This is a genomic window from Exiguobacterium sp. s192 (assembly GCF_018618795.1).
Classification (GTDB): domain Bacteria; phylum Bacillota; class Bacilli; order Exiguobacteriales; family Exiguobacteriaceae; genus Exiguobacterium_A; species Exiguobacterium_A undae.
This window is the reverse complement of record NZ_JACSMS010000003.1, coordinates 125,446-151,768: the sequence shown is the minus strand read 5'-3', so window position 1 is coordinate 151,768 and position 26,323 is coordinate 125,446. Positions and strand designations below refer to the sequence as shown.

Sequence of the window (26,323 nt, the reverse complement as noted above, 5' to 3'; positions counted from 1 at the left end):
TAGCTACTACTTCAACTTATTATTAATTTCTTTCAATCGTTCTTCGTATTTGTAAACAGCAGATAAATCACCACATGTCCCAGATGGATTTATGACCAATCGTGCCTCTTCTTCCTCCACGAAAAATCTTTCCCCATATATGCCTCTAGTAATGTAGTAGTGTTCTTCATCGGAATCTAAGCTAGGTACACTTCCAAAAAGTAATGGCGTTTCGAAAGTCTCTTCTTCCCGATGCCGTTTTCCGAGTACTGTCCATTCCCCTTCGGTAATTCCGTAGTATCCAGTATCAATAATGATACAAGGATCAGATTTTTTTTCATCTAGTTCTTGAAGCGAGAGCATTGTTTCAGTTCTAATATTGTAATACTGGATATACTTCATGGAATCTAATTGCCCAGTCTCATGATTTTCATCTTTAGAGACTCTCATTTCTGCATACCCATAACCACCGAGTCGAGGTAACGGAATAGCGTATACGACTCCTGATGATAGCTTCCACCGGGAAGGTCTTTTTTTCGTACGAATGGAGACGTTTGAAATCATTTTTTGTTCATCTTTTCGTGTACTCAGGAGGCTGTTTAGTCCATGCTCAAGAAGATAACGCCATTCATCAACTGAGAATTCATAATCCACTTCCTTTTCGAATTGATAGAGTGTATTTCTAAATTGGTTCACATGCTGTTCCAGTTGATCTTTAGATTTCAACATTTTTTAATCCTCCTTATAAATTAGATTAAAAGCCATTGCCAGCTTAAAAATTTATAGTATCCATTTATTTTTATTTGCTCCTCTTGTGTTCAAAAATAGCCCATGGAAGCCATAGTACGGATTCTGTCTCTTCTTCGCTTAATTCATTACAATAATCTGAATAACGATCAGCTTCTTCTATCGAGTCAATCAACCCATAACGATTTGGTGAAAAATTAAAATGTTGACGGAAATCACTTTCTAATCCATTACACAAATAAGAATGAAACGAGCCAGAGTCAAATCCCAAAACTTCGTATCCTACTTTTTTTGCTCCATCCTTCTCAGGTGGGTGGTGCTGTAACAACATTTTTTCCACTCCATATGGTTCAGGATTTTTACTGCTAAACAATTCTATATCTTCAAGAAAATCTGATTTATAACGTTCAGGTAATCCAATGCTGATGATGCGTATACCAGGATGTTGGATCAAAAAACGATTTAAAAAATCTTGTGCAGAATGTAGGCTGGAAAATACTTGAGGAAACAAAACATCACCAGTGTTTCTATGTTCTTCTATCCATTGTTCGAATAACTGAACAGTGTTAAGCGAAAGACCGAGTTGATCCATATAGCGTGCTTTTTTCACTTCAGAATTTCCCCATAAGATACTCGTATCAGGATATTGCTTACAGAGACAACTACTCACTGATAACACGGTTTCAGGAACAATCTTTTCATCCATGTAATCTTTACGGGGTGTTGGCATAACAAGAAAATATCCTGCAGATATGTAATTCAAATGTTCATCTCCTTCTCATACGGGATTGCTATAATAATCATAAAGTATTTAACTATTAATGAATCTTTAAGCTGGATTAGTTGAATAGAAGGGAAGTCGAGATATGAATAAAGAACAAGAAATTCTTTTGGTTAAATCATTCTTCGTCAAACGGGTACAAGAGCGTGTACTCCATGAACTGTTTTCGCCTAAAAAACGGGATCAAGCCCTCTATCGACTGGATCATCTCTATAAAAATATGCTCAAAAACGAGTACTTAATTGAAATCACTCCACCCAATTCTTGGTACGAAGACATTTACGAGCTATTAAAAAAGCATGGTGCGCCGGATACCTGTTACTGTTTGTCAGAGAATGAAGTGATCAATGGAAAAGAATTGCCTCTGAAAGAAGCGCTTGAACACGCCGTCGGATTTGGGTTTTCTTCCATTATTTCCTGCATTCCCGGTGAACTCGCTTACTTTGAAGCAGAACAGTCATTCGGAGCCCCGCCCCGTTATTTACTGAAGAAACCTACTAATCACTAAAACACGAAGGAGGACTTACAGATGTTTTTGATCAGAAACAATCTAATCGACAGTTCAGATCAAGAGGAGACGTTAATCTATCCCGATCACCTACAGAATTTTTTATATCGGGATGCTGAGGTCATTAAGCACCGCTGCGCTTTACTCATCCAACTGGATGAATACGAAGACAAACTATTCAAGCCCACTGAAGTCCTTGAACTTCTTGGTATTTGTGAGTTTCTTTCTCATCGACATTGTTTCCCTCATGAACCATGGAAGTTGAAGTCAGCAGACCCCCTCATTCAAGATTTGCATTATTTTTTGCAAAAATTAAAAAGCATGTGTATACAGGCTGTTTATCAAGATCGACTGATTTTCTTCCAAGGGTTATCCTGATACTGATTTTTAAACGACTAATTTTCGGATGACATTCTAGTTAATCAGTCACCCCAAAAACAAATCAACGCGTTCTGGTATACAGACTCGATACACATTCGCTTAAGCAATTCTAAAAATTGATGCAGTTCCATTATCAACTCATCTGATTGATGGATCAGCCAAGGTTCGTTTGTATAATAATGTGCCTGATTCACTAACCACGGTTCCTTCGGTGTACAATACCGTTGAATGAGCAGTTCACAGATTCCAATCAGCTCGTTTACTTCTCTTGCTACAAACAATTTATCAGTATAGGAATCAAGATGAATCAGCAAATCACAACGATCCGAAACGCTGGAGAAGTCTTGAATTAAAAAAATATGGACGCGACTCGGGTAACGGAGAATATCTTTTTCTTCTTCCGGAACTTCTTTTAAACTCGTACTGATCCCAAACATATTCTCGCCTCGCCTTTCTTTAAAGATTTGCCGTTTTTAATTTCCCTTACTCATAGTAGTCGATGCCTTCACCTTCAGGCAGAAATGTTTTCACCTTTTCCTCGGTATCAAAACAGGCTTCGTTCGAGAACAGATAATAGCCCATGAAATCATGCTCGATCGTAATGAATGACATTTCTTCCGTCGTATTAATGACAGGAACGACACGTTCTTTTTTGAAAAACCATCCTTTGACCATTCTCATCTCAAACGTCAGGAGATTCGTAAAAGATAGGAAGTAAAAATCGTTAGCGGCAGCGTACCAGTATGTTTCGTCCAACAGACGTTCCAGCTCGCTAGCATCGTTCACTTGAACGCTGCAATAAGATCTGCGCTTATATGGTTGAATCTTTGTATATGATAGGTCTTCCCTTTGTAAAAACGGTTCTAATTCCTCATCTGTAAAGCCGCCACCGAACGTCACGAAAATTGGGAATCGATTCAGACGTTTCAAAAAATAATTCAATACATCGTTCGAATCAGCTTGATAGTCTCTTTTTTCATCGTTCGGGATGCAACCCATCGAATAAATCGACTTGATGCGTTCTGGTTCGTCGATGTCTAGGTAACGGTCCTTGATCACTTTTGGATGATCGATATGCTCCTCGAGATAGATATACAGCATAAGTCTCCCTCCACGTATCCTACTTGTTCCACATTCACTAAACGAAACTTCCCTATACATCGTGATTCAGTTATTTACGCATGTTGAATATCGTCTATATTTCCAAAATGGGCAATCTTTTCATTCGTACAAAAATGATCGAACATGCCAAAGCGTCCAGTCGCGTCACGCGTCAATATAAAATTATAGGGAATCATCAACATGAACTCTGTCATGAAGTTCTCGAGCGTTCGTTGAGAGGGCTTTGAGTAATTCGTTGGCAGGAATCCAGAGGTGATTTCTTTTCGGTTCAACAGGTGTAAGAGACGATCTTCGAAGACCGCTTGCCAATTTGTATCGTTCAACGTCATCGCATGAATGGAATCCTCATCGTCGAGCGTACCCCTGCCACAAAAAACGACTTCCAACGGGAACGTCGCATGCGGCAATATGGCATCAAAAAAGTTTTGATACTCCGTTCCCCAGTCCTTTAATTCTTCATAGATGACACCGTGCATGGTCACCTCTTGATTCGAAACCAGGACGATATCTTGTCCTTGTTTACGTATCCTTAATACCGTATCGAATTCTTCAGAGAGCATATCCATCGGAGGAATCGTCAAGCCTTCTAAAAACCGCTCCAGTTGTATAGTTTCCGTCGCGATGAAATGGGATGCGGCTCCCCACTCCTCATAATCATGCTGCTGTTTTGTGTTCCGGGGACGTGCCAGCAGTTTGATCTCAAACGGATAACTGTATTGATTCAGCTGAATGCGGACAAGCTCTTTCCAGTCATCACGAGGTAAGAGTTGCCGGTAAACATTAACTGACTCGTTTGGTTGAAATGTCATTTGTCGCTCCCCTCGTCGAATTACATCTGGAAATACTCTGCTTTCCTCAAAGGCTGTCATCAAATTTTCACCAAACAGTGTCACGCTCTGTTCCCACGGATGGCCAAGGTAGCCCCACTGAAAATCTCGGGCGATGAAAAAGTTATAATCCCCGTCCGGTAAGGCCGGGATGATCCAGGTGCCCTCTTCGTCCCGTTCAAACGGTTGTCTTGGATCGATCCAGTAGCCTTGATGATTCCAGTCGAGCGCCATGATGCGTTCGCCTTCATCTGTCAACGTAATCAGAATATGTGACAGCACCGTTTCAATTTCTTTCCACTTCACATCACGGGTCGAATACGTCACAAATGGATGCGGCACTTGAAAGGACGGAAATTCAGTCGTGCTTGGCGAAAAGTTAAACTGACGACACATGACGTTCCATACCTGTTCATCTTCTGCTCCCGTTATCGGAATCCAGCTCCGACTATTCATTTGGAACGCTATCTTCCATCAGCTCGAACGTTGCACCCGGAGGATACAGGACGGTATAACTTTCTGCTGATTGCACCGCAATTTTCGGGACACCACGGACATCATGTTCTTTCATCCCCTCAAAGATCAACGCGACTGCTGCCTCAACATCAACGACGTGGTAATAGATGTTCGTCGTACCGCTACCGATCTCTCCCCCTTCGCAGGATCCGTTTCCAGTGTGAAGCAGACCTTCATCAATCATCTCTTCCATCATATGACGTCGTTCCAGCGCTTCTTCTTCCTGACCAGCGTCATATCGAAACTGGACGACCAGTTCTGTATAATCTGTCTCCTGTAACTCTCGATATCCTTGATGTTCTAACTCCTCGACCAGTTGCAGAATCTGTCTACCTAAGCGTTTGAAGCGAGAGACGCGTATCTCTTTCACGTCTTCTTCTCGCACCCACGTTCCAACGATTCCTTGATGCTGGACGATCACGCGTCCTTCCGTATAAATGGTCTTGTAGAAAGTATCTGACCCATTCCGTTTCGTCAGCTGTATCATGTGATTCCTCCTCTAGTTTCGTTGTCCCCTCAGGTTAAAGCGCATGCAAATCATGGTCCTCTAAATAGCCTAAGAACGTATCTTGCAGTTCACCATCTGTTTCAATCGTCTCGAGCGGTTCTCCCTCTTCGTCGACTCGGACGAGAGTCAGTTTCGCTTCAAGCTCGGATCCACTCAGTTCTGAACTTCCATCGATAATACCAAAGACGTGAGAGACCGTGTCGATGATTGTCTGTTCCATCATCTGCATCATTCGTTTTTGATCCGCTTCGCTCGACTTCTGATATAGTGCGATGCAAGCTGTATAATCGTTGGCGTCGGGATCTACGTTCTCCTGATACATTTCTTTGTAATCAGCCATCCCCTCCTGTACGACAGTTTGATAGACGGATTTAATGAACGCTTCCATGTCTTGACTCATCTTCTTGTCCTCCTCTTTAATCGATAGAATCAAAGCCATACCTCTAGCCTTGAACGTCCCATCATACCTCGTCCTTCATGATTCTGATTATTCTATTTAGTCAATCCCACCGACAGGTCACGCTTTCGTCTACTTCAAGCCGTAGATGAATCAGGGTATTTGCGTTCAGACCTGAGAGAGTCAAAGAGCGAGTCCCTCCACCCGTATAGGGCAATTCGAAAACGACACCTTTCATCTCTTTTAGTAAAAAGAATGCCCGGTGAAGGTCGTATTCACTCTCATACAAAAGATTCCACAATTCTTCAGTAAAGGTCGTTTCGTTTACCGCATACAGTTTCATGAACTCATTTTCATCCAACAGTTGAAACGCAGTAAACACCTTTTCGTTTGGAATCCGCGGTTTTTGAATGATTAAGGAGTAACCTTCCGCCAGCTTCTCAAGTAGTTTCGTTTTACTGTCCGGGATATCCTCTTCCATCAAGGATGAGGGCAGGTCGTTGATCTTCAACGGGAGACCAAATTCATATTCAAACGGGTCGTCGATTTTTAGAAGCTCTGCCCGGGAATACGTTGTCTTCATGGAAATAGTCCTCCTTTCATCAGCTCGTCTTTTAAATGCTCTTTAACATCCTGTGATCAAGTTTTCGGATATGGATACTAAAACATCTCACCTTCTACTTGAATTGCTACTTCAACAAGTTTAGGTGAGACGCTTTCAATCGCTGGTATTGAATTATTCGAAGTCCTCTTCAAAATCTTCATGTTCCCCGATGACCAGCAAAATACCGGTGACCTGATCCGCATCTCGTCGTACGCGAACCTTGTAATGGCCGTCTCCCATCAACTGGACGGCAACGCCAAACGGAAACAGAAAGATTTCCTCCTCCATCAATTCATCTGAGATGGCGATATAAAATGGATCGATTTCGTCGTCGAGCTCAAGCGTGTTCCGAATTTCCCAGTCAATAGCCTCGCGTTTCCCGTAATTCGCTGTATTCATGACGACGAGCTGTGAGGAATCCACCACCGCAAAACCTTCAAGAATGTCAAAGTCATCCGCTGCAATATCTGCGTGATCCTCAATCGTCAAGTACACCAGATTGATTTCAGGCTGGTCGTCCTCGTTATACCAGACCGTCCATGTCGAATCAGGTGCAACCGGAATCGTGATGTTAAATTCCGGATCCGGTTCGAGAAAAGCTGGGTCCGAAACGATCATATTACCTTGTTGATTATGAAAAGTCCCTAGTTTTTTCATCTTATGTCACTCCTTATTATTCAATAAATTGATTTTTCTTCTTAGAATTAAACATAACTGTTTTCTTTTTACGCGTCGTCCTTATCAAACGATTCATACAATTTTTTATTCCATTCGGAGCAACGGGCTATCCAGTCCGGTTCACTCGTTTTTAGATATGTAAAAGCTTCTTCAGCCAGTTGTTCGTGCTCTTCTTCAGAAAATAGTCCTTTCATTACAAAATACATTCCATCATGATTGGCTACAACGTCTGACCCGACTGTAAATCGTTCACTCCCTTTTAAAGAAAAGACTGTCACTTTATTTGGAGGAATGAGGTCTCCTTCAGAGTTAAGATAACCGGTTAACGGGATGACTCCCGTCTCGATATAAAAATTTTCACTGTACTTTGTAATATAAAACATCAAGAGTTCCTGATGCGTATCTTGTTTCCGTCTGAAATGTGGATAGCTCCCTTTAAATCCTTGTTTCCTCAATTCAGGGACAATAATTTTTTTAATGGCTTCAGCCATCATCTTTCGATTTCCTACCGGTACGATTCCCATTTGCTCAGTTTCCCTTCTCCGTTAGGCTAAATGATATTTTTTGACAGAGGTATCCGACGATATGATCATGGGTCGTCCGTTCTTTCAAGTCATCATTTTCAATCAGTTCGTCAATCGCTTCCGAAATGACGTTCCACAGTTCCGTATTCTTGTATGGATCGTAAGGAGTTTTCATAGCTTATTCTCTCCCTGCTTTTCTTGTCGTTCCCGCCACTCCATGAACCCTTCCGTCTCTTCTTTTAAAAAGCGCAACCAAAGTTCATACGTCCGGGCGTGTTCCTGCCATTCCTCCATGAACTCGGTCTTTTGAACCGAATCATCGAGTTGATCAATCAACAAACGGGTTTCCTTCAGCGTCTCTGCATCGTCCTCCGTCTCACTTAAATACAAATCTTCATTGAGATGATGGAAGGCGTACCACAGCCAATTCAACATATGACGAATCATCGTCTCGATTGCCAGTTGTTCCTGCCGACCGCCGCGGTCAATCGCCGTCTGCAGGTACTCAAGACGGTTGTCTTCTTCAAAAGAGAAGACGCCAAACCACCGATACGGTCGTACGTCTTTTGGCAGATCATTCATCCACTGCTTGAGGACAGGTTTCAATAACCGCTCTTTCAAGGGATGAATCAGCAGTTCATGCACATCTTCTTCTCGTTCACATGCGGTCAGCAACCAGTCCGTGAACTGCCGTTGTCGCTGAATGTCCCATACAAGTGCTTCCGCTATGAATTTGTTCATCTGCTGTAAAAACACGTTTCGCAATCCCTGTTGTTTCGCAAGATAAGCGGAACGTAATGATGAGAAGTCTGAACTCTCTTTTTCTTGCAACAACTGCTTTAAAAATGTTGTCGGCATGCCTGACCCTCCCGTTCCTTGTCAGCTTACGTGTTAAAACGTTTTTTGCTTTTATTCATGTAGCCCCACAGTAACACGCCCGTTGCGAGTAACAGACCGGCGTCCAGATATTTTATGTCCGGTGCATGTCTGTAACTGATGTTAATCAGGACATAACTGATAAAGCACATCGTTTTGACCCAAAACGGCAGCATTTTTCCGCTCGTCGACATGATGAGGAAGGGTACTGCAAGGATGACTATCCCGTACGGAGATAAAGTCCAGGGTGTTACAATCGGAATCAATCCCACTCCGAAAAGTACATACGCAAACCATGTCGCCCTCTTGTGAAACGTCAACTGTTCTTCTTGACTCGGCACCGGATCCGGTGTGATTTCCTGTTGATATCCGTCCGCCTGCTTCTCGGCAATCAGTTCCTTCACGCGACGTCGGGCTTGAAAACGAAACGTAAACCGTTCTTCCGTTTTTTCATCAATATCTTCATCAAGCATCCATGGTTCATTGACTCCAAAAAATGCCTGAACCGTCCGGCCGTCGCGATAAATGGTCCAGGAATACATCAAGCTGCCGATTTGTTTTCTAAGTATGATCATCAGGATATTTCATCTTCCCTTCATGAACTCTATTTTGCTGGATAAATCGGTTGATCCAATCTGAAATCATACACCTCGGTCCAAATGTTTAAACGGGTCTTGTTGATGATGACAACGTCCCGTCGCCATTTCACACTTACCTCTCTACATGGATATTCCCAGTAGACGCGGCGCTGTTCTTTTGTTTTTTGATCTTCCATGATGCCGAGCATCGCAAATCCAGTCGTCGCCCCACCGCTCGAACGGTAAAACCGTAACGTATACCGCTCGTCCGGAGAGGTGACCGTCTTGTATAAATCGCCTTGCGGTACATATTTGATATCTACGGCGAATAATAAAATGTAGATTTGCCAGGCCAAATATCCCGCCAGCAGTATGCCAAGTAGACTCGCGATGATTCTAATTTTTTTCCACACGTTCATTTCCTCTTCTCTTGCTTTTTACCATGACGCACTGATCCCGTATAGCAGTAGAAAGCCACCCACAAAACAAAGATAGCCGTACTGTTTGACGGATAAGGAACAAAGGAGAAACATCACGACCGATCCAATGACTGAATCGGTTCCGTTAGCCGCGTCCAAAAAAGGTGTCTCATCCGGGTGTTTGGATCGGACGCATTTCAGACCCAGTGCAAATAAAGCAAGTACGACTCCGATTCCAATCAATGATAGGATCATTTTTTCCCCTCGTTTCGTGAACTAATAGTTTCAAATACGTCTCGCTCCAAAAGTCGGTTTCATTAAAAAACCACTTTTCCGCTCGTCCGGCCGGAAAAGTTGTGCTTACTCTGTCGTCAGCCTTCGAGTTCCTCCAAAACGTTCTCCGGGTTCAGCTCGAGTCCCTGTAAATCGGCATCCCAGTTCAGTCCGCAATACAAACCGTCCTGAATCATGTTCGGCAACCAGCCGTCTGTAAAGACATCGAGATCGAGGCGAATGAGATGATACTTTTCCCATCCGTTTGTCTGGCAGGCACGTGCGCCTTCTTCCGTCGAGAAGAACAATAACACATCCGATTCATCTTGGTTTGACGGACAATAGGCCCAACCCGACTGTTTTAGTTTCGATAATCCGTAGACAGATCCTGTCTCGAGTACGGTTTCAAAGAATTCATCCGCTTGCATGGCACTGTCTAACAGCTGTTGCTCTTGTTCTATGAAGGCTTCGAGCGTCGAAGCGACCGGGAACAACTCCTGTTCTTCGTGATCCCACAGGACGATGGTTTCTGCGTCCGGCAAGAGATAGCCGAGCTCATCCCCGGAACCGTCCGCAGCAATCCGGAAAAAACCGTCCGGATAGTCTTCTGCATCCGTCGAGTTGACACGGACGATGTCTTCCCATGTCCGCTTGATATACTGTTCTTCCTTGATCGGGTGGAATTGCCACTCACCGGCTTCAAACTTATTTTCCTTTTTAAAGTACGACCGCAACTCGGGCGGCAGCGAAAATCCGAGTTCTGCCTCGACTTCCTGTAACCGTTCTTCTGTAATGCCTGGTAATCCGATCTGGTGTTCCATTTTCACTACTCCTTTATGTATAATTTCGTTTCTTCCATTTACGTTTCTGTATCAATGATGTGATCCATCTTATAATTATCCGGTAATATCGTTTTTAGCTGATCTACCGTCTTGAAGGCATCTCCATTTGCGAACCACATGAAACCGAGCGCGTCATGAGAAGGAAGAATAAACGGCAATCCATCACGTACATCGAGTACATGCGTATATTTCGCTTCTTTGAATATCCATTTTCCTGAGGTCTTTAATTGATACGCGGGTCGTGTGAACGTAATGATAAATGTTTCACTCCAAGCGGCTCGAAAAAATGTCTGGGCTAACACGAAATGTAGATCATTCGCATTCAACACTTCGATACAACAATAAAAATCCGTGCGACGCTGATCGCCTTCATATCGTGGATGTTCATAGCAACTGAGTGGCCGCGTTTTTAAATGCTCCAGAATATGCAACTCATCCTCTTGAATCACATCAAAACTCGTCGTGATGTATAAGGGAAAACGATCATAGCGCACTAGGGCGTCACATAACACTTCTTCTGTCAGTTCACTCATGTAGCTGCCTACTGCATGGTCATAACACATGACTTCATAGACGGTTTGCATTTGACCAAGCACGTTGATTTCATACGTCTGAAGTGTCCGCTGGATACTCTTTGTCTGAAAAGGGATTTCGAAGATTGTCAGCTCGTTCACGCCTTTTACTCCCTTAAAATTCGTCATTGTTCAATTTTTCCGATTAAAGTTCTTTCCTGTAGGATAGAGGCCGGTCAAACGTCTGCCATAATGAACTTTTGCCTGACCTATTCGGATTCGAGACACACCATACTGTTCTTCGAAATATCCAATGACTGCCTCGACGATATGAGACGGGTCGAGGACATAGAGGACGAATTCGATTGCTTCCGGTCCATAGTCATCCTCTAAGAAATAGCCGTTTCCGGTCCCCCCGAGAAATTCGTCGAGATCTTCCTCGATTTTCGTACGACTCTTCCAAACGGCATCATACTGTTCCTCGTTGCAGGTCAGCTCAACGACGACTTCCTTAAAGTCCTGTTCATGGATTAACCGGTAGCCATCTGCAACCTTTGCCTCCACCAGCTCCCGGATATAGCCATCCATGTTGAAAAAACGGGAGAATTTCTGTTCACTTTCCGGTTCTTCCGCTATCTCTCCAACAATACCTTGCAACGTGTACAGCGTCCGGCCGTCCTTGACATACATCCAGTAATGATCACGACCATCTTTCGTTCGAATGACTTGCACCCTGTCGTCCTCTCCTTCATATTCGCTCGATTTCTTAGAGGTGAGATAAATCTTTCATTTCCATCCATTCACACGAATTTTCTGCTTCGAATCCTGTATTCGCTTGACCAACCTTTTGAACTTTCGTCAATCACAATAAAATAGTTAAGGGATCATGTGCTTTTCTGTATCTATCTGTTTCGGACTTGCCGATATAGCGGAATGATCCGTTCCCTCGGTCCGATGACATCCACACCTTCTCCATCCGGTCCGACCGCAACGACGGCGTATGAGACATCGATTCCCGGAAAGTCTTCTGTCGCTGATAATACATCTGTTCCGTCCGTGATCACGGAATAGAGATAATTTTTATGGCCGTGACATCCGCATGCGTACAGGAATGGAATCATTTCTCGCAACGTTTTTTCCTGATGAACGATGAGCCGTATGCTGATATCACGCGAAGCTTCTCCTCCATCAACGAGCTCTGTTCCGTTATTGATTGACGTCTGATACGGTATGTCGAAGGCTTCGAGAACCTCAATTGTTTCATTTATGGAAAAATCAAATACATCAAATACCATGCAGATCGGGAATGCATTCGTTTGCCCGAGCAACCACACCGCATCCTCGCTGGCAACTTCTTCGGTTGATTGGATGATTGCGAATCCCCACTCAAAATAAATATTGAGATGTTCATACTTTTGAAAACGCTCATCCTTCGGTATATCAACTTCTAGATGATGAACCTGTTTGTAGTGATCGACTAACATGTTACTTTCTCCCTCTCTTCAGCAACGTACAATTGCTTTACACTCTATGAATAATCCTCAAATCAATGGCTGACGTGTTAAGTCAAGCAGTTCATCCTCTGTTGCATCAATGATTTCGTCGAAAGCATCCATCCCCTGTTGCTCGAGATAGTCCGCTTCTGATTCGAAAATCGGAACAAACCAGACCGGCAAAACGTGTTCCGGCTCATCAAAACTGGCATCCCCATAATGGATGAAAAAACTCTCGTCAAAATAAAACGGTGCCGTCACGTAGACCCCTGCAAAGCCGTATTGTCCGAACACCGTCTCAGGCATACTGTAAAATCCGCCCAATTCAAATGCCTGTCCAGTTTCCAGAGCATGGGTCGTCAGACGCCATAGCAATTCGATGACATCTTCCTCCGCTTCCGGCTGCTTGACCGACATCATCAGTTCCTGATGATAAAATCGCTCCTCTTCAAACTGAAGCGGTCGCCACAGTAATCCGAGTGTTGTCGCCGTATAGGTATTATCGATAGGTGCGTTCTCAAACTTCAGGAATTGAATGTTTTCTTGCATCATATCTTCTAGTTCTAAACTTCCTTTAATCTCACCACAGTGTTTTTCCAAATGCTCAATATAATTCATATGTCCTCCCGTTTACTTTCTTCGCCGGCCAAACATGGCCTAAAAGAAATTCCATTTATACTTCATATTATATAATCAGATAACATTATTGGGAATTTTTATTTTAATTGTTAAATCTCGTTTTTTCATTTCGATTTAGGTGCATATTCCAAATAATTGGTATAACCACTGTGATATTAAACGAACGTGAAAGGAACGTGTCCATGAAAAAATTATTAATGGGTTCACTGATTGCCGCGACCGCATTAGCAGGTTGTGGTGTAGACGCATCAACACAAGTTAAAGATACTTCCTATGATGGAACGTACTTAAAAATCGGTGTGATTGGAGAACAGCCTGATCTACAAGAGAAAGATGTAAAGTTTTCAACACTCTCATTTGAAGAACTAGAGGACACGAACCAGATTTCCTCAAAGTTTGATGCGGTGTTCATTACAAAAGATAACCTAAAACAGGCAGATGAAGAAAAGTACGTGAAGGTGTACCGGAAACTTGATGTTCCGACCTTCTTCTTAGAGACAACAAAGGGGTTTCTCCCCTTCGTGTTTGAAGATTTAACGTATGCCAATGCGAGCGAAGTGAATGATGCCTATGTATCCGGTTATCTGTAAGAGAAAAAAGATAGCTATCGCTTCTGGGAATACGGATTAAACAACAATCAAAAGAACGATCAAAATGTCAAAGATCTCTATTCACGGATTTTCAAGACGATTGCAGAAGTGAAAGAATAACAAAAGGAGTGTAACCGGGTCTGTTCCATCACCCGTTTGCACTCCTTTTACCATATCCGCTCATTCAACGTCCTCGATTTCAATCGTCTCGTGTTGATACGGATGATCTGAAAAATTCGCGACAAAGTCAAATCCATTGCCATCATGATTCACCCATAGGAAGAAACAATTCCGCTCGTCATCCGAAAAGTTCAATCTGAACTTTTTGAAATAAAAGTCATTTTTTGTCTCATCGATTTCAATCGTCTTCTCGCTTGAAAACAATACACTCTCGTTATTGTATGCATCTTGATAAGCTTTGGGAAAGTGATGAAGAAATGCTTCTTCTGAAGTAATGATCAATCGATGATAGATATTTCCCCGGTCAAATCTTGTGCTGCTGTCAGCGTCGTGCGCAATGTTGATCTTGCCCGAACCACTCATACTGTGAACGTACAGTGGATAATGATTCAACTCCAGTAAAAATTCTCGAATGTTCTTGCTGTAAAGAGCCATCCCGTCCTGCCATGACTCTTTTAGCAGCTGATCCATATCGACACCTGCGTATTCTTCATCATCCGTATAAAAGTGAAAACGAACTTTTCCTTTGTCCTCGGACGTAAAGATAAAAGCAGTTCCTTCACCAACCAACATACTATCCAATTCCATTATCCAACTCCTTCATTCGTCATCTGCGAAGTCAATTCGTACGCCGACGATTTGCCGCGAGACATCATACTGTATGTCAACATCATACAGTCCATCTCCAAAACCTGACGTCGAGACAGCTCCAAACGAGACAATGCCGGCCTGGTCGTCGGACGAAACAATTGCCTTAAATTTCATCGCTTGATTCTGACGATAAGCTGTTCGATCGAAGATACCGGCCAGTGCCTAGTCCACGCCGATTGGTTGTTCCTGCCGGTGCCATTTACCGCTCCGCTTTTTGTCCCCTTCAAAAACAAGCAGTTGCTTGACCCACTCGTCTTTCGTGTAAACGATGGCTGCGGTCCAACTGCCTGATTTCACATTCGATAAAATCAGCTGTGAATCCGTGTCTTCCTCTAGTCCGTAATAAGGATCCGTTACAATCAGTTCGTTACTCTCGACCGTGAAACGGCCAAGCCGGTAGGCCTGATTCGTTTTTCGTTTCGGGACATGCCAATCGACGAACTCTTTCAAAGAAGACGATGGATATTTTGCAATTCCCGTTTTCTCGTTCCATCTAAAGACGAGTTCCTGCAGGAAACGTTTTCGAATCCGGTAACACAGCTTGTCACCCGTTAGATTTTCACCGATACAAATCAAGTCATCGGGCAAGCCAGCCGGACGCTTCTCATTGTGACGAACGAGATCGATCGAAACTGTTCGTTTGGTTGATATAGGATACAGGCTCCATTCGCCAAACTGTGCACCGTTCGTCTGTAAGAACAGGTCTTTGTATTCGTCTGGAAATAAAACACCTAAGGCACGTTCCGCTTTTTTCAGGTCAACGGCTGATACCCCGGGCATCTTTGAATCGGGATGGAGGCGTTTAGTGAGTTTGCTCACGATATCATCGCTCCTGTTCATGTTGTTTAGACGGCTTCAGGCAACCAAATAATTAATATAAGTGCCAGCACCGTTTTCGAAAATTGTTTTTTCTCCAGAAACCACGGGAATAACACCAGTCCGATTAGCGTCATGGTAAGCAACACCAGTCCCAGATTAAAGTAATGTGCTCCCGCTGCTAATGGAATACTCATAATCCGAAAATCTGCATTCGGAAAATAACCGAGTCGGGTAAAAAGTATGTTTCCAAATACACCGCCTACCATTAACAGAATGGAGATGATCAACATTTTTTTCTTCAATATGAATAGCTCCTTTTTAACGTATATGTACGATTTCTATCATATGTCATTCTAAAATTGTTCCGAACACCAATACGACCAAGGCCAGCGTCAGCGACCAGACGATTGTTTTTCGATTGTTCCCTTCAATTCGTACATACCAGAGCGGAAAGATATTCATGACTAAACATCCAAAGGACCGGTACAGCTGTTCCTCAGCAGCATCCCATCCAAGCAGTGCAGTCGCACTTACCAGAACCAATAACAAGACGGTCAAACTGACGCTGATTTTCCGAATACGACTCCCCGGTTTCAGTCGATTAAACAGAAAGGCCACGACCGTTCCGATACAGGTTGCTATACACAGATAATACAAAACGTGCTCCACTCTTATTCCTCCATGTTCAGTTTTATCCTTCTTTTACGTATATTAGGATCAATCGGTTTCGTCATCCAGTAACCAGTCATCATTGATTTGCGAAATGACGGTCCCTTTCGGAAGCCGGGTCACCAGGTGGTCGATTGGTATATAGCTTTCATCGTTTGATAGCAGGTAAAAGCCGTTGCCATCGTGGGCAATTTTAAAACAGGTCATGTTCGGGTGCATGGTCAGAACACCAACCGGGCGAATCAGTTTCATTCGCCACCATTTTATCTCCCCCAACTTAAATGACAGATTGTCTGAGTACGAGATCGTGTAAAACAGATTTTCCGATGCCAGCCAGTAGGTTTTGTTCAGGACAAGACGCAGTTCTTCCGCATTTTGAACGGTAATCGTATAACACGGATGGTATTCCTTATAACGGACTTTCACATCTCCACTTCGAAACTGTGTATCTAAATCCAACACGACATACGAAAGCTTGTTTTGCTTGAAAAACGCGTCATGTTCTTCATGTAACCCGTACTCATCCACAAAACTGACATAGAGTGGAAACACCTGTTGATGGATTAAGAATTCGATTAAAAACTCTTTGTTTTCATCTGCTCCGTCTTTTTCAATTCGGCTTACATCAATGAAATAAGCTGTCTTCAACGCTCCACCCATTTCAAGCGGGTACCCTAAGTTCATCGCATCCTTTTCGATAATCTTTTCTTCCATAATCATGATTTCTGCCATTTTGTTCTCCTCACCCCATCATCGTATCGTTCTATTCTTTTAAGCATAACGAACCTGGCTTAGGCTTTCCATTTTTTCTAGTATCCAGTATGCATTTTGATATACTAAAAGAAGAACTGACATACGAAAGGATGAATTATATGTGGAAACCACTGTTGTTTTTTTCTGTTTGGCTCAGCCTTACCGTACCATTACAGTTAATTGCGGTCTTTACAATCTTCCAACCGCTCCTCGCTGTTGATAAGAGTGGCATCATCATGCTCGGTCTCCTCTTGCTTAGTACGATTGCAAATGTGTATCTTGCCACACGTGTCTGGAAATGGATCGAAGATAAACTGTACAAACGAAAGACTTTCATGTGAAAAACGCAGATCCTCTTGTTCACGGAAGAACAGAGCATCTGCGTTTTTTTCGTTCACATCAAATAAGGGATCTGACGGGATATTTGACACGTGTCGTTGCACCGCTCGACATGTCTTTGATGTCAAAGAACCCGTTTTGAAGCTCGTTTTCGCCGAGGACGATGACTTCCGGAATCTGTTCCCGATTGGCCCGCTCCATCGCTTTATTGACCTTCTTCCCGGACAGTTCCACTTCGACGCGGCGCCCTGCTTTTCTCAAACGGACGGCCAGTTTCATCGCTTCCGGAATCGTGCCAACCGGAATGATATACAGATCCGTCGTCGCACGTTTCCCGACGCGCCCCGACTGTTCAAAGGCATACAAGATGACGTCCAAACCAAACGAGATGCCGACGGTCGAAAACGTCTGTCCGGATTTCAGCAATCCTCCGATTGCATTATCATACCGGCCTCCGCTGCCGATGCTCGAGCGAATCGTCCCGTCTTCCAAGAAAATTTCGTAAATCGTCCCCGTGTAGATCTCAAGCCCCCGTGCAAGGAACGGATTAAATCGGCACATGTCTGCAATGCCCAGCCGCACCAGATAAGACGACAATTCGTCTAGTTCCATCAAGCCCTGTTGCAGTTCGGGATTGTCCTGCTCGAGTCCTGTAAAGTACTCGATTGTCCATTCCGCTTTCGACTCAATGAACGACCGGATGTCTACAAGGCATTTCTCGGCCAACTCAAGTTCAACCAATTCACGTATCATCGCTTCAATCGAAACCTTCTCCATCTTATCGAGCACGAGCAGCACACGATTCATTTTCTCTTCCGGCACTGCGAACTGTTGCAACAATCCGTATAATAGCTTCCGGTTATTAAACTGAATCTCGACCGGAAGTTCGAGTTTCTGGAAGGCTTCGAGTGCCATCATCATCAGTTCCGCCTCTGCCGCTTGGGATTCCACACCGACGATATCGACGTCACACTGGGTAAATTCACGGTACCGCCCGGCTTTGATCGGCCCGTCCCGGAAGACTTTCCCGATTTCATAGCGTTTGAACGGCATTGCAAGCGACGGATTCATGGCGACGACTTTCGCGAATGGAATCGTTAAATCATAACGTAACGCCAGGTCCCGTTCTCCGCGGTCCGTCAACCGGTACATTTCCTGCAAAATTTCTGCTCCGCCCGCATATTTTGATGCCATCAACTCAGTATAATTCAAAATCGGGGTTTCGAGCGGACGGCACCCGTAAGCGATGAATGTATCTTCGAGCGTCCGCCGGATGGTCCGTTTGGCGTCCTCCTGATCCGGCAAATAATCCTGTGTCCCCTTAACATTTTGATAGTCCATTTTCCGCATAATATTCTCTCCTTTTTGTGAAAAAATAAAAAACCGCATAACCCTAAGCTCCTTGTCCGCTTAGTTATACGATTCACGATGAATAGTCTTCCTATTTAGATATGCATTATATCCATAGCAAGACTACTCGGTATGCTGATGTACATGTGTGACGACCGTCGATGGCATTCGCATATGATCCCCTCCTGTGTATTGGGATAATCATACGAATCCGATACATAATTGTCAATTAATTACTTTATTAGTTTTGGATTACATTTCTCGTTCAACCTCAACAATCAAATAGACGTTTCCATGCTCATCGAGCAAATCGAATTTGAATGCAATGTCGCGATAGCAGGCTTTGGGACTCATTGTTCATTGTGCCTGTAACCTTTCCGAAAAGTATGTACAAAATGAGCTGCATAATGTTGGAGTTCGAGAGATTAAAACGAACTATAGACACGATTCCCGCTTCAAAAGCTTTAATTTTCTACTCTTAAGTTTTTAGATAGAGTAAGAAAGAAAAAGAATGTGCAAGTGGAACTCATCCATTTTGACCCTTAATCTATTCTGTAATATATGAAAAATCATTCTTGTAAAAAAAGTAAAAAACAAATCTTGAAATGTAAAAAAATGCATTAATACGATTTACATTCACACTACAGGGTGCTACATTTTTTAAGACGTCGTCATATAAGAACAACATCAGAAAAAACAGGCACGACTACAGGAAAAGGAGCTCCAGGACAAGTTAAAATTTCAGTTGGGGCGACTAACTCAAACCCATTCGTAGCTAACAGATCCGGATATAACGATTTTTCAGTTGTAAAATAATTAAAATCGTTACTTATTAGGAGCCTTTCTTCGATTCATTAGTAATTTAGCCCCATTAAAGCGTTCAAGCGTCGCTTTTTGGGGCTTTACTCGCTAAATTTTAACAATTAAAACCTCTAAATTGTTTTCTCAAAACGATTCGATCGTAAAATATTATAAATGGGGAAGTCTTATGAAAAAAATATTCTTAGGAATCGGATTATTAGTTGGTGCATTTTCAGTATTCTTCTTTTTATTAGTTGCTGACAAAGATGTATATTTCAATGATGATACTGTGTATGATTTCTCGTTATCAAAAAACATCTCCGGCGAAAAACTTACTCAAATCGCAAGCGAAACGGATATGATGATTCGTTTAGTAAAATTCAACGATATCAGTTTCGGAAGAAATCATTTAGATGTCACGTTGTTGAATCCTACTTCCGATGTTAAATTAGGACGTCAGCCAAGTATTTTTCCGGGAAATCAAATTATTTATTCTTCATACTCGCCAAATGAAAAGAAGAAAATAAAGTACTTCACTATTCAATCAAACGATGAACATAAAGTTAATCACTTCAAAGAGCAATTGTCGACCGCAGGATACGAAATGGTGAGTAGCACATCTGAACCGACAACTTTTAACGTAAGTATGCTCTTTTCATCACTTAATTTTAAATTCTTCTCGTTATTGACTCTTTTGATTCTATTCAGCATTTCAACTTACTATATTCATCGCATAAAAGAAATCGGAATAAAAAAATTAAATGGATGGAATAATTTTCGTATTTCGTTTTCATTAATTAAAAAACTTGTAATTCATTCATTCGGAGCTGCATTGTTGTTCGTTCTTCCTTTTGCTGTATACATTTCTGTCACTGATCTTAATGCATTAAGATCGTATGCTCTGATGTGTATTTACTTGTATCTCTTTTTAGCCATTATTTTTATCGGATCCAGCATAATTGGTTCACTGTTTATTTCTAGATTAAACCAAGTAAATGCGATCAAAAATAATAAAAATAATAAAAAGTTGTTCTATGTTCTATTATTTTTCAAAGCAATCGTTGTAACTTTGTTAGTCTTATCGCTCGATACGAGCATAAAAGATATGAACAAACTGAATTCTGCGATAAATTCCATCAATCAGCTTGAGAAAAATACGTTTTACACAATCCAAACTGCATCTTCGCCAGAAGAGAAGGTTCATAAAGAGCTAGACCATTACATCGAATCATTAAAAGATGAAGGAATTTTCAACTACTCTCCGTCAGATGAGACAGTAGATATCAACCAACTGAAACAATTAGAGACTGAAGGCATGTCACAAAATATCGAAAACATTTCTTTGACTATAGTCTCTCAAAATATTTTAAACGTCGTAAAGATTAAAGATCAGGACGGAAGCCTTTTAAAATCCGATGAAGTTCAGCCTTTTACTTTATTGGTGCCGGCTCATTACGAACAAAATATCAAAGAGGTATTAAAGTCTTTATCTCTAGGTAAAAAAACTAAAGTACATTATGTTAAAAACGGTCAAACACAAGAAAATCTATTATGGCCAGGCTCATACCTATTTGACACAATTACTTATGTCGCACCTTTACAGAAGAGTTTGTATTTGAACTCAGGAGAAGTACTTTTTGATACATCCAGTGCTACCGCATTAATGAAAGAGATAGAATCAAAAGGTTATGATTCTGGCAGCATAGATGTAAAATCGATGAAAAGTGAATACAATCTTGCCAAAGGGAATCTTTCGATTGCTACTGTAGAATCGTTGTTCCATGTCATAATTACCGGTTTCTCATTCTTGCTCTGTATCCTTTCAATCATTACGATTTTCTTAGAGTTTCGTAAAAAGGAGTTTGCGGTGAATCGACTTTTAGGTAAAAGACCGAAATCGCTAATAATGAGTTTTTTGATTTTTAATGGAGTAATTACACTATTGATTGCAGCAGTAATTAACTGGATGCTGATCATTCTTTTCTTAATCGAAATGATGCTATTCGTTATATTTATTAATAAATATATGAAAAATAAAGCTATTCTCGTCTTAAAAGGAGAATAAATTAAAGGTAGGAATTAAAATGGCGATAATACAGCTTGAGAATATTACTAAAAAGTTCGAAGGTAAACATATTTTCAATGGTTTTAATCTATCTGTTGAACAAGGAGAATTTCTTGGCATAACAGGAAAAAGTGGAGCGGGAAAATCAACATTATTGAATATAATAGGACTGCTTGAGAATTGCGAGGGCGATGTGATTTTAAAGGGGAAAACATATAACGATATTCATTCAAAGAGTGCTCGAAAGGTCCTTGAAAAAGAGATCGGTTATTTGTTTCAAAACTTTGCGTTGATAGATGATTTCACGGTTTATGAAAATCTGAACATTGTTTTTAATAAAAAAAGCAAAAAAGAACGCAGAGATATAATGGATCAAGAATTAAAGAAATTAGGGCTTGAACATGTTTTAGATAAACCCATCTACCAACTGTCGGGAGGGGAACAACAACGGGTCGCACTAGTAAGATTAATCCTTAGTGAAAGTGAGATCATATTAGCAGATGAACCAACAGGGAGCTTGGATAGAGAGAATAGTGATTTAATATTAAATCAGTTAAAAACATTAAATGCTGAAGGAAAAACGATTGTTATGGTGAGTCACGATAAAAATGCCTTTAGTTATTGCAGTAGAATCGTTAATTTATAATAGAACGAGTTGCTCTTTAGAAATAATCGTTCCTATCCACATCATAGATAAAAATACCCATACCATACCTTGATCAGGCTGCCCCGTTATACCGTATTTGACCGGTGTAACGGCAGTCTTATTGTTCTTGGATACATTCTTTAGATAGTGTATAACCCGCTTACAGACTACAACGAGTTGAATTTGAAGTACGAGATGATGTTTTTGAAAGTGTCTCGTATCGCCAACTCAGTCCAGACCCCATTCTTTTAATTAATACGCAGATTAATTTATCACCTATCCCCTCTATAAAGATCTCAATGATGACGTGATTAGCTCCTCGCTTTCTATAACGATTGCAGTTAAACCCGTATCTGTTTTGGTTTCGTGCCATTCATCTTTATCCCAGAACACGGCTTCGCCACTGTGAACTTTGATGTATTCATCGGTTTCACCTCTAACCCAACCTTCTCCGTGCACAACTAAAAGAAGTTGAGGAACAACAGCTGGATGATAACCAATTAATCCATCCTCATCTAAATGCACACATCCTATATGTGCTACTTTGTCTGTCTGTGTAATACGTGACATCACAAAATCTGAGTCGAACTTTGTAATTTTCTTACCCACTTCTTTTTTAAATTGATAGATTTCCATATAATCCTCCCCTGACCAACCGTTTTTAAGTACGACCGCTTTGCGAAGATAAACCAAGCTTTACAACCTTCAAGTGTCATGTCGTTTCACGCACGATCAGTTCGAGTGGCATCGGCTGACTGACGGGCAGTTCTTTTCCCCGGGCCAACTGATCAAGCACTTGGACGGCTTCTTTTCCGAGTCGTTCAATCGGTTGGGCAACGGTCGTCATCCCCATTGCCTCCGCAATCGCCTGATTGTCAAAGCCGGTCACAGCAAGCATCTCCGGAATTTTAATCCCTTCTTGCTTCGCCTGATGAATGATGCCGGCAGCAACGTAATCATTCCCGACGATTATCGCCGTTGGTCGGTCTGTGAGCATCAACAACTGATTCATGACCTTTTTTCCATCGGCAAAGGAATAGTTCTCCTCAAAATACCAGTCCGGCGACACGGATATATCGTGTTCTTGAACGAACGCATCGAAGGTGTTGCGACGAATCATTCCGACGCCGCTTACCGGATTTCCGAGACACAGTCCAAGAGAAGTATGTCCCCGTTCCACTATATGAGACAACACTGCCAAAATCCCGCTTTGATGATCAACAGAGACTTGCGCGAGAGTTTCTTCCCGCTGTTCACAGACGACGATCGGACCATCGCGTCGGACACGTTCGAGTACTTCCGGCGGACTGACCGATGAACCGATGATCAGCCCGTCGATTTGCTTATGCCGCAGTTGTGTAAACGACTGCTGTTCCTGTTCCCTGTCATTAAACGTTTGATGAATGAGCATCGAGATATTCCGCTCGGCACAGGCGATACCAATCCCTTCAATCAATTGACTGAAAAACGGATGGTTGATTTGCGGGACCATCACACCGATGACATTTGTTTTGCCGCGGGATAAATGAACCGCGCTTTGATTCGGTCGATAATCCAGTTGCTTCATTGCCTGTAAGACGGCCTCCCGTTTCTCAGCAATGACATACGGCTGATTGTTCAACACACGGGATACCGTCGAGCGGGAAACGCCGGCTGCCTTTGCGATTTCAGTAATATTTGCCATCCTGTACTCCTTTCTGTCCGACTTGAATCGAACAGAACGTTTCTAATGCCATGGCCACTCCATCGTCATCATGATGTCCTGTCTTGTCCGTCGCCTGTCGTTTAACAGCGTCTTCCGCATTCCCCATCGCAATACTTTTCCCGGCAACCCGAAACATCGGCAGGTCATTGTGATGATCGCCAATCGCTACGGTTTCTGTCAGTGGAATCCCTAACCGTTCAGCAAATTGTTGCAACGCCATTCCTTTGTCGCTTCCGTTCGTCGTCACCTCAATGTTAAATGGGCTAGAGCTTGTAACGGTGCAGTTTCGTGACGATAAGTCGTTTTCGATCCGCTTGAGTACGATTGCTTTTGGACTGACAACCATGAACTTCATGACTTTCGCTAAATCGACGTCTGAAAGATTCGTTACTTCCCGGACGCCATATTGCGTCAATTGCGGCTGCACGGATTTAAGGAATTCGTCAGCTTGAAACGACGGATTGATTCTCTGTTCCTCTTTGATTTGTTTCATCAACTGATCCGTCGCGTCATACGTCATCAGAATTTCGTCTTCCAAGTAAATATGAAGATATACGTCCTGCTTCAGCAAACAGTTCAAGATGGCTTTACTCTCATCAGATGGAACATAAGCATTTTTCCGTATCGGTTCTCCTTCGTATTCTGCCCTGATTTCTGCTCCGTTTGAACCGATAATCGGGCAATCCAACTGGTGGAGCCGTAACAAATGCGCTACATCAAACGCGGCTCTTCCTGTCGCAATCACGACGATGTCTCCGTTCTTCTGACATCGCTTGATGGCTGTGACATTTCGTTCTGAAATTATATGAGTTGAGTGTAACAAGGTACCGTCTAAATCAATGGCAAATAAGCGCATGGTGTTCCTCCTCACGGGATGGTGTACTGTTCGTTTCCAGTTTAGCTTCTGAAACGCATCCCAGAGCAACCTCTTTATTCCTATTCCACACAGGTTAAAAGGAATGTCTCTTTTTTGTGAAATGACTCATAATAAATCAAGTAAGTCTTTAATCTGCTTTGTCAGCTGCATCCTTTAATGTTTACCTCACCAATCACTTTACTCCAGCACAGAAAGGCGGGTTCCTCTTCTATGACAACTGTTTACTTTATAAGGCACGCTGAATCTCCGAAAACCGATTTGGATGAACGAACACGCGGTTTAACCGATGGCGGACAAATGGCTGCACAACACGTCACAACCTACTTAAAAGATAAAAAGATTGATTTGTTTTTCTCCAGTCCCTATCAACGCTCGTTGTTGACGATTGAAGCGGCAGCACGTCATTTCGGGAAAGACATCTTGGTTGATGACGACTTACGGGAATGTGCGTTTTCCGGACGACATCAGACGATGCCGCAAGCTGACGTCTATCCGCTCGTCCAACAGATGTTTATCGATCATGCTTTTTCGCGTGACGGTTCGGAAACATTTCGTTCGTGTCAGCACCGTGGAATTCAGGCATTGATGTTGATTTTGCAAAAGAACGCTGGAAAACGGATCATCATCGGCACGCACGGTTTCATCATGACTTCGATTTTTCACCACTTTGATGCTATGTACGATTTTAATTTTCTCCGCCAAACGACAAAGCCGGATATCTATCAACTTACCTTTAGAGGGACAGAGCTCGTAAACGTGTCACGCATCACGTTACCGCTTTACGATTGATGAGACGCGATGAACTCGAGCAAAATCGGGTGTTCCGGCGGATTGATTCTGCCTGGTACATTGTCGAGACGGAAGAACTTTAGTGCTGCTACTTCTTCAACGTCCTGAATCAATGTCCCTCGATATTCTCGACAGACGTAAGCCGAGATGACATTATAAACTTTATCTCCGTGCGGATATTTGTAATAAAAATCATTTCCTGAGTAGACATTGAGTAACTGGAGGTGTTTTGCTGTCAATCCTGTTTCTTCAAACAGTTCACAGGCGCCGGGTATGACGAGTGGACGCGTGTAAACTAGTTTTCGAAGTTCCATGATATGGTTCATTCTTCTGTTTCTTCTTTCCATTTATAAAGTACATAACCTATTGAGAAACTGTGCTTTGATTATCACGTGTCTTCTAAATGAATAAAATCTTTCTCTTTTACATTTTACCATCATCTAGTTTTACAATTATCCTAATGTTAAAATATTGGGAATGCGTTTTGAGCATCAGCATCGTCATTTTTTAGGACAGGAGTCGAAACAAGTGGTCAATCGGGATACACAGATCAAAATACTTCTATACGGAAATCCATTACAGTTCGCCTGCGAAACACTTGGTGTCCCGAATATGCGAAATCATTCCTACGCAGACGTTTTTACTGTCAGTCGAGCGGAAGTCTTGGCTTATACGACGGTACACGGCATACCTGAACAATCTTCGACCGAATCCTATCGTTTGCTGGACGGATTTCATTATTATGAAGAACGCGGTACGTGGTACACGTTTTTTCGGGAACGTGGCATGACGTTTGACCAAAAGAAGTTCAGCGACGAAACGATCGCCAAAGAATACATTGTATCGATGCTTCTGAAGCTGACCATGACCGGATTATATTAAATC

Annotated in this window: 39 protein-coding genes; 8 read left to right on the top strand and 31 right to left on the bottom strand. The window is 42.4% G+C overall.

Translation table 11 applies throughout. From position 1 onward, the window contains the following. Positions 1–6: 6 nt before the first annotated feature. Both KNP87_RS07995 and KNP87_RS07990 read right to left on the bottom strand, forming a co-directional pair. Positions 7–708, bottom strand: a complete 702-nt coding sequence (locus KNP87_RS07995; protein ID WP_214721363.1) for a hypothetical protein — start codon at positions 706–708, stop codon at positions 7–9. A 70-nt stretch (positions 709–778) separates the two neighbouring features. Then, positions 779–1,489, bottom strand: coding sequence for a hypothetical protein (locus tag KNP87_RS07990; RefSeq protein WP_251135502.1), 711 nt, complete (start codon positions 1,487–1,489; stop codon positions 779–781). A 103-nt stretch (positions 1,490–1,592) separates the two neighbouring features. Here KNP87_RS07990 and KNP87_RS07985 point away from each other — a divergent pair, with 103 nt between their 5' ends. After that, on the top strand, positions 1,593–2,015 hold the full coding sequence (locus KNP87_RS07985) for a hypothetical protein (RefSeq protein ID WP_119922732.1): 423 nt from the start codon (positions 1,593–1,595) through the stop codon (positions 2,013–2,015). 21 nt (positions 2,016–2,036) lie between these two features. Next, on the top strand, positions 2,037–2,393 hold the full coding sequence (locus KNP87_RS07980) for a hypothetical protein (RefSeq protein ID WP_119922731.1): 357 nt from the start codon (positions 2,037–2,039) through the stop codon (positions 2,391–2,393). A 44-nt stretch (positions 2,394–2,437) separates the two neighbouring features. Here the strand turns inward: KNP87_RS07980 and KNP87_RS07975 are convergent, their stop codons facing one another. The 18 genes from KNP87_RS07975 to KNP87_RS07890 form a co-directional block, all read right to left on the bottom strand. Further along, positions 2,438–2,833 (bottom strand): hypothetical protein, encoded by a 396-nt coding sequence (locus KNP87_RS07975; protein WP_214721362.1) that lies wholly within the window; start codon positions 2,831–2,833, stop codon positions 2,438–2,440. 46 nt (positions 2,834–2,879) lie between these two features. Beyond that, positions 2,880–3,497 (bottom strand): hypothetical protein, encoded by a 618-nt coding sequence (locus tag KNP87_RS07970; protein WP_119922729.1) that lies wholly within the window; start codon positions 3,495–3,497, stop codon positions 2,880–2,882. Between the two features lie 74 nt (positions 3,498–3,571). After that, positions 3,572–4,801 carry a DUF2716 domain-containing protein gene (locus KNP87_RS07965; protein ID WP_214721361.1) on the bottom strand — a complete coding sequence of 410 codons (1,230 nt, stop codon included), beginning with the start codon at positions 4,799–4,801 and terminating at the stop codon, positions 3,572–3,574. After that, complete coding sequence (locus KNP87_RS07960; RefSeq protein ID WP_214721360.1) at positions 4,794–5,348, bottom strand: hypothetical protein; 555 nt, start codon at positions 5,346–5,348, stop codon at positions 4,794–4,796. Before KNP87_RS07960 ends, KNP87_RS07965 begins: the two co-directional genes overlap by 8 nt. A gap of 34 nt (positions 5,349–5,382) precedes the next feature. Continuing rightward, the gene (locus tag KNP87_RS07955; protein ID WP_214721359.1) at positions 5,383–5,769 is read right to left on the bottom strand and encodes a hypothetical protein; all 387 of its coding nucleotides are present in this window, start codon (positions 5,767–5,769) and stop codon (positions 5,383–5,385) included. Positions 5,770–5,869: 100 nt separating this feature from the next. Continuing rightward, positions 5,870–6,349, bottom strand: a complete 480-nt coding sequence (locus KNP87_RS07950; protein ID WP_214721358.1) for a hypothetical protein — start codon at positions 6,347–6,349, stop codon at positions 5,870–5,872. A 153-nt stretch (positions 6,350–6,502) separates the two neighbouring features. Next, the gene (locus KNP87_RS07945) at positions 6,503–7,027 is read right to left on the bottom strand and encodes a hypothetical protein (RefSeq protein ID WP_214721357.1); all 525 of its coding nucleotides are present in this window, start codon (positions 7,025–7,027) and stop codon (positions 6,503–6,505) included. 68 nt (positions 7,028–7,095) lie between these two features. Then, positions 7,096–7,542 carry a DUF4304 domain-containing protein gene (locus KNP87_RS07940; RefSeq protein WP_214721356.1) on the bottom strand — a complete coding sequence of 149 codons (447 nt, stop codon included), beginning with the start codon at positions 7,540–7,542 and terminating at the stop codon, positions 7,096–7,098. Positions 7,543–7,576: 34 nt separating this feature from the next. Then, a complete protein-coding gene (locus tag KNP87_RS07935; RefSeq protein ID WP_214721355.1) occupies positions 7,577–7,747 on the bottom strand; it encodes a hypothetical protein in 171 nt (56 codons plus the stop codon). Then, positions 7,744–8,430 (bottom strand): hypothetical protein, encoded by a 687-nt coding sequence (locus KNP87_RS07930; protein ID WP_214721354.1) that lies wholly within the window; start codon positions 8,428–8,430, stop codon positions 7,744–7,746. Before KNP87_RS07930 ends, KNP87_RS07935 begins: the two co-directional genes overlap by 4 nt. A 26-nt stretch (positions 8,431–8,456) precedes the next feature. Then, positions 8,457–9,023: a hypothetical protein gene (locus KNP87_RS07925; protein WP_214721353.1), complete on the bottom strand. Its 567-nt coding sequence runs from the start codon at positions 9,021–9,023 to the stop codon at positions 8,457–8,459. Positions 9,024–9,052: 29 nt separating this feature from the next. Beyond that, entirely contained in the window at positions 9,053–9,445 is a 393-nt protein-coding gene (locus tag KNP87_RS07920; protein WP_214721352.1) for a DUF5412 family protein, read from the bottom strand. A gap of 18 nt (positions 9,446–9,463) precedes the next feature. Further along, positions 9,464–9,700: a hypothetical protein gene (locus KNP87_RS07915; RefSeq protein ID WP_214721351.1), complete on the bottom strand. Its 237-nt coding sequence runs from the start codon at positions 9,698–9,700 to the stop codon at positions 9,464–9,466. A gap of 116 nt (positions 9,701–9,816) precedes the next feature. Then, positions 9,817–10,539, bottom strand: a complete 723-nt coding sequence (locus KNP87_RS07910) for a DUF2750 domain-containing protein (RefSeq protein WP_214721350.1) — start codon at positions 10,537–10,539, stop codon at positions 9,817–9,819. A 38-nt stretch (positions 10,540–10,577) separates the two neighbouring features. Then, on the bottom strand, positions 10,578–11,234 hold the full coding sequence (locus KNP87_RS07905) for a hypothetical protein (protein ID WP_214721349.1): 657 nt from the start codon (positions 11,232–11,234) through the stop codon (positions 10,578–10,580). A 30-nt stretch (positions 11,235–11,264) separates the two neighbouring features. Continuing rightward, the gene (locus tag KNP87_RS07900) at positions 11,265–11,804 is read right to left on the bottom strand and encodes a hypothetical protein (RefSeq protein ID WP_214721348.1); all 540 of its coding nucleotides are present in this window, start codon (positions 11,802–11,804) and stop codon (positions 11,265–11,267) included. 170 nt (positions 11,805–11,974) lie between these two features. Then, positions 11,975–12,556, bottom strand: a complete 582-nt coding sequence (locus KNP87_RS07895) for a hypothetical protein (RefSeq protein ID WP_214721347.1) — start codon at positions 12,554–12,556, stop codon at positions 11,975–11,977. Positions 12,557–12,613: 57 nt separating this feature from the next. Next, the gene (locus tag KNP87_RS07890) at positions 12,614–13,183 is read right to left on the bottom strand and encodes a suppressor of fused domain protein (protein ID WP_214721346.1); all 570 of its coding nucleotides are present in this window, start codon (positions 13,181–13,183) and stop codon (positions 12,614–12,616) included. Between the two features lie 203 nt (positions 13,184–13,386). Between KNP87_RS07890 and KNP87_RS07885 the strand changes: the two genes are divergently transcribed. Beyond that, on the top strand, positions 13,387–13,794 hold the full coding sequence (locus KNP87_RS07885) for a hypothetical protein (protein WP_214721345.1): 408 nt from the start codon (positions 13,387–13,389) through the stop codon (positions 13,792–13,794). Between the two features lie 180 nt (positions 13,795–13,974). On the opposite strand, the gene KNP87_RS07880 is transcribed toward KNP87_RS07885, so the two are convergent. From KNP87_RS07880 to KNP87_RS07860, 6 genes are read right to left on the bottom strand one after another with little or no spacing between them, the layout of a single operon-like run. Then, a complete protein-coding gene (locus KNP87_RS07880; RefSeq protein ID WP_214721344.1) occupies positions 13,975–14,562 on the bottom strand; it encodes a hypothetical protein in 588 nt (195 codons plus the stop codon). 12 nt (positions 14,563–14,574) lie between these two features. Next, positions 14,575–14,739 carry a hypothetical protein gene (locus KNP87_RS17260; protein ID WP_251135501.1) on the bottom strand — a complete coding sequence of 55 codons (165 nt, stop codon included), beginning with the start codon at positions 14,737–14,739 and terminating at the stop codon, positions 14,575–14,577. A gap of 48 nt (positions 14,740–14,787) precedes the next feature. Next, positions 14,788–15,444 (bottom strand): SMI1/KNR4 family protein, encoded by a 657-nt coding sequence (locus tag KNP87_RS07875; protein ID WP_353049360.1) that lies wholly within the window; start codon positions 15,442–15,444, stop codon positions 14,788–14,790. A 26-nt stretch (positions 15,445–15,470) separates the two neighbouring features. Then, positions 15,471–15,746 (bottom strand): hypothetical protein, encoded by a 276-nt coding sequence (locus KNP87_RS07870; RefSeq protein WP_214721343.1) that lies wholly within the window; start codon positions 15,744–15,746, stop codon positions 15,471–15,473. Between the two features lie 46 nt (positions 15,747–15,792). After that, on the bottom strand, positions 15,793–16,113 hold the full coding sequence (locus KNP87_RS07865) for a hypothetical protein (RefSeq protein ID WP_214721342.1): 321 nt from the start codon (positions 16,111–16,113) through the stop codon (positions 15,793–15,795). Between the two features lie 48 nt (positions 16,114–16,161). Further along, positions 16,162–16,845 carry a hypothetical protein gene (locus KNP87_RS07860; protein ID WP_214721341.1) on the bottom strand — a complete coding sequence of 228 codons (684 nt, stop codon included), beginning with the start codon at positions 16,843–16,845 and terminating at the stop codon, positions 16,162–16,164. 140 nt (positions 16,846–16,985) lie between these two features. Here KNP87_RS07860 and KNP87_RS07855 point away from each other — a divergent pair, with 140 nt between their 5' ends. Continuing rightward, a complete protein-coding gene (locus tag KNP87_RS07855; protein ID WP_028106489.1) occupies positions 16,986–17,207 on the top strand; it encodes a hypothetical protein in 222 nt (73 codons plus the stop codon). 58 nt (positions 17,208–17,265) lie between these two features. On the opposite strand, the gene KNP87_RS07850 is transcribed toward KNP87_RS07855, so the two are convergent. Beyond that, positions 17,266–18,555 (bottom strand): histidine--tRNA ligase, encoded by a 1,290-nt coding sequence (locus KNP87_RS07850; RefSeq protein ID WP_285801230.1) that lies wholly within the window; start codon positions 18,553–18,555, stop codon positions 17,266–17,268. Positions 18,556–19,543: 988 nt separating this feature from the next. On the opposite strand from KNP87_RS07850, the gene KNP87_RS07845 reads away from it, so the two are divergent. Further along, positions 19,544–21,421 (top strand): hypothetical protein, encoded by a 1,878-nt coding sequence (locus tag KNP87_RS07845; protein ID WP_214721340.1) that lies wholly within the window; start codon positions 19,544–19,546, stop codon positions 21,419–21,421. A 19-nt stretch (positions 21,422–21,440) separates the two neighbouring features. Further along, positions 21,441–22,067, top strand: coding sequence for an ATP-binding cassette domain-containing protein (locus tag KNP87_RS07840; protein ID WP_214721339.1), 627 nt, complete (start codon positions 21,441–21,443; stop codon positions 22,065–22,067). A gap of 285 nt (positions 22,068–22,352) precedes the next feature. On the opposite strand, the gene KNP87_RS07835 is transcribed toward KNP87_RS07840, so the two are convergent. The 3 genes from KNP87_RS07835 to KNP87_RS07825 form a co-directional block, all read right to left on the bottom strand. Further along, positions 22,353–22,703: a cupin gene (locus KNP87_RS07835; protein WP_214721338.1), complete on the bottom strand. Its 351-nt coding sequence runs from the start codon at positions 22,701–22,703 to the stop codon at positions 22,353–22,355. A gap of 76 nt (positions 22,704–22,779) precedes the next feature. Next, entirely contained in the window at positions 22,780–23,751 is a 972-nt protein-coding gene (locus KNP87_RS07830) for a LacI family DNA-binding transcriptional regulator (protein WP_214721337.1), read from the bottom strand. Next, positions 23,735–24,628, bottom strand: a complete 894-nt coding sequence (locus KNP87_RS07825) for a Cof-type HAD-IIB family hydrolase (protein ID WP_214721336.1) — start codon at positions 24,626–24,628, stop codon at positions 23,735–23,737. Before KNP87_RS07825 ends, KNP87_RS07830 begins: the two co-directional genes overlap by 17 nt. Positions 24,629–24,859: 231 nt before the next feature. Between KNP87_RS07825 and KNP87_RS07820 the strand changes: the two genes are divergently transcribed. Next, complete coding sequence (locus tag KNP87_RS07820; RefSeq protein ID WP_214721335.1) at positions 24,860–25,438, top strand: histidine phosphatase family protein; 579 nt, start codon at positions 24,860–24,862, stop codon at positions 25,436–25,438. On the opposite strand, the gene KNP87_RS07815 is transcribed toward KNP87_RS07820, so the two are convergent. After that, positions 25,429–25,764: an NUDIX domain-containing protein gene (locus KNP87_RS07815; RefSeq protein ID WP_214721334.1), complete on the bottom strand. Its 336-nt coding sequence runs from the start codon at positions 25,762–25,764 to the stop codon at positions 25,429–25,431. The genes KNP87_RS07820 and KNP87_RS07815 overlap by 10 nt on opposite strands. 151 nt (positions 25,765–25,915) lie before the next feature. Here KNP87_RS07815 and KNP87_RS07810 point away from each other — a divergent pair, with 151 nt between their 5' ends. Then, positions 25,916–26,320: a hypothetical protein gene (locus KNP87_RS07810; protein WP_214721333.1), complete on the top strand. Its 405-nt coding sequence runs from the start codon at positions 25,916–25,918 to the stop codon at positions 26,318–26,320. Positions 26,321–26,323 lie beyond the last annotated feature (3 nt).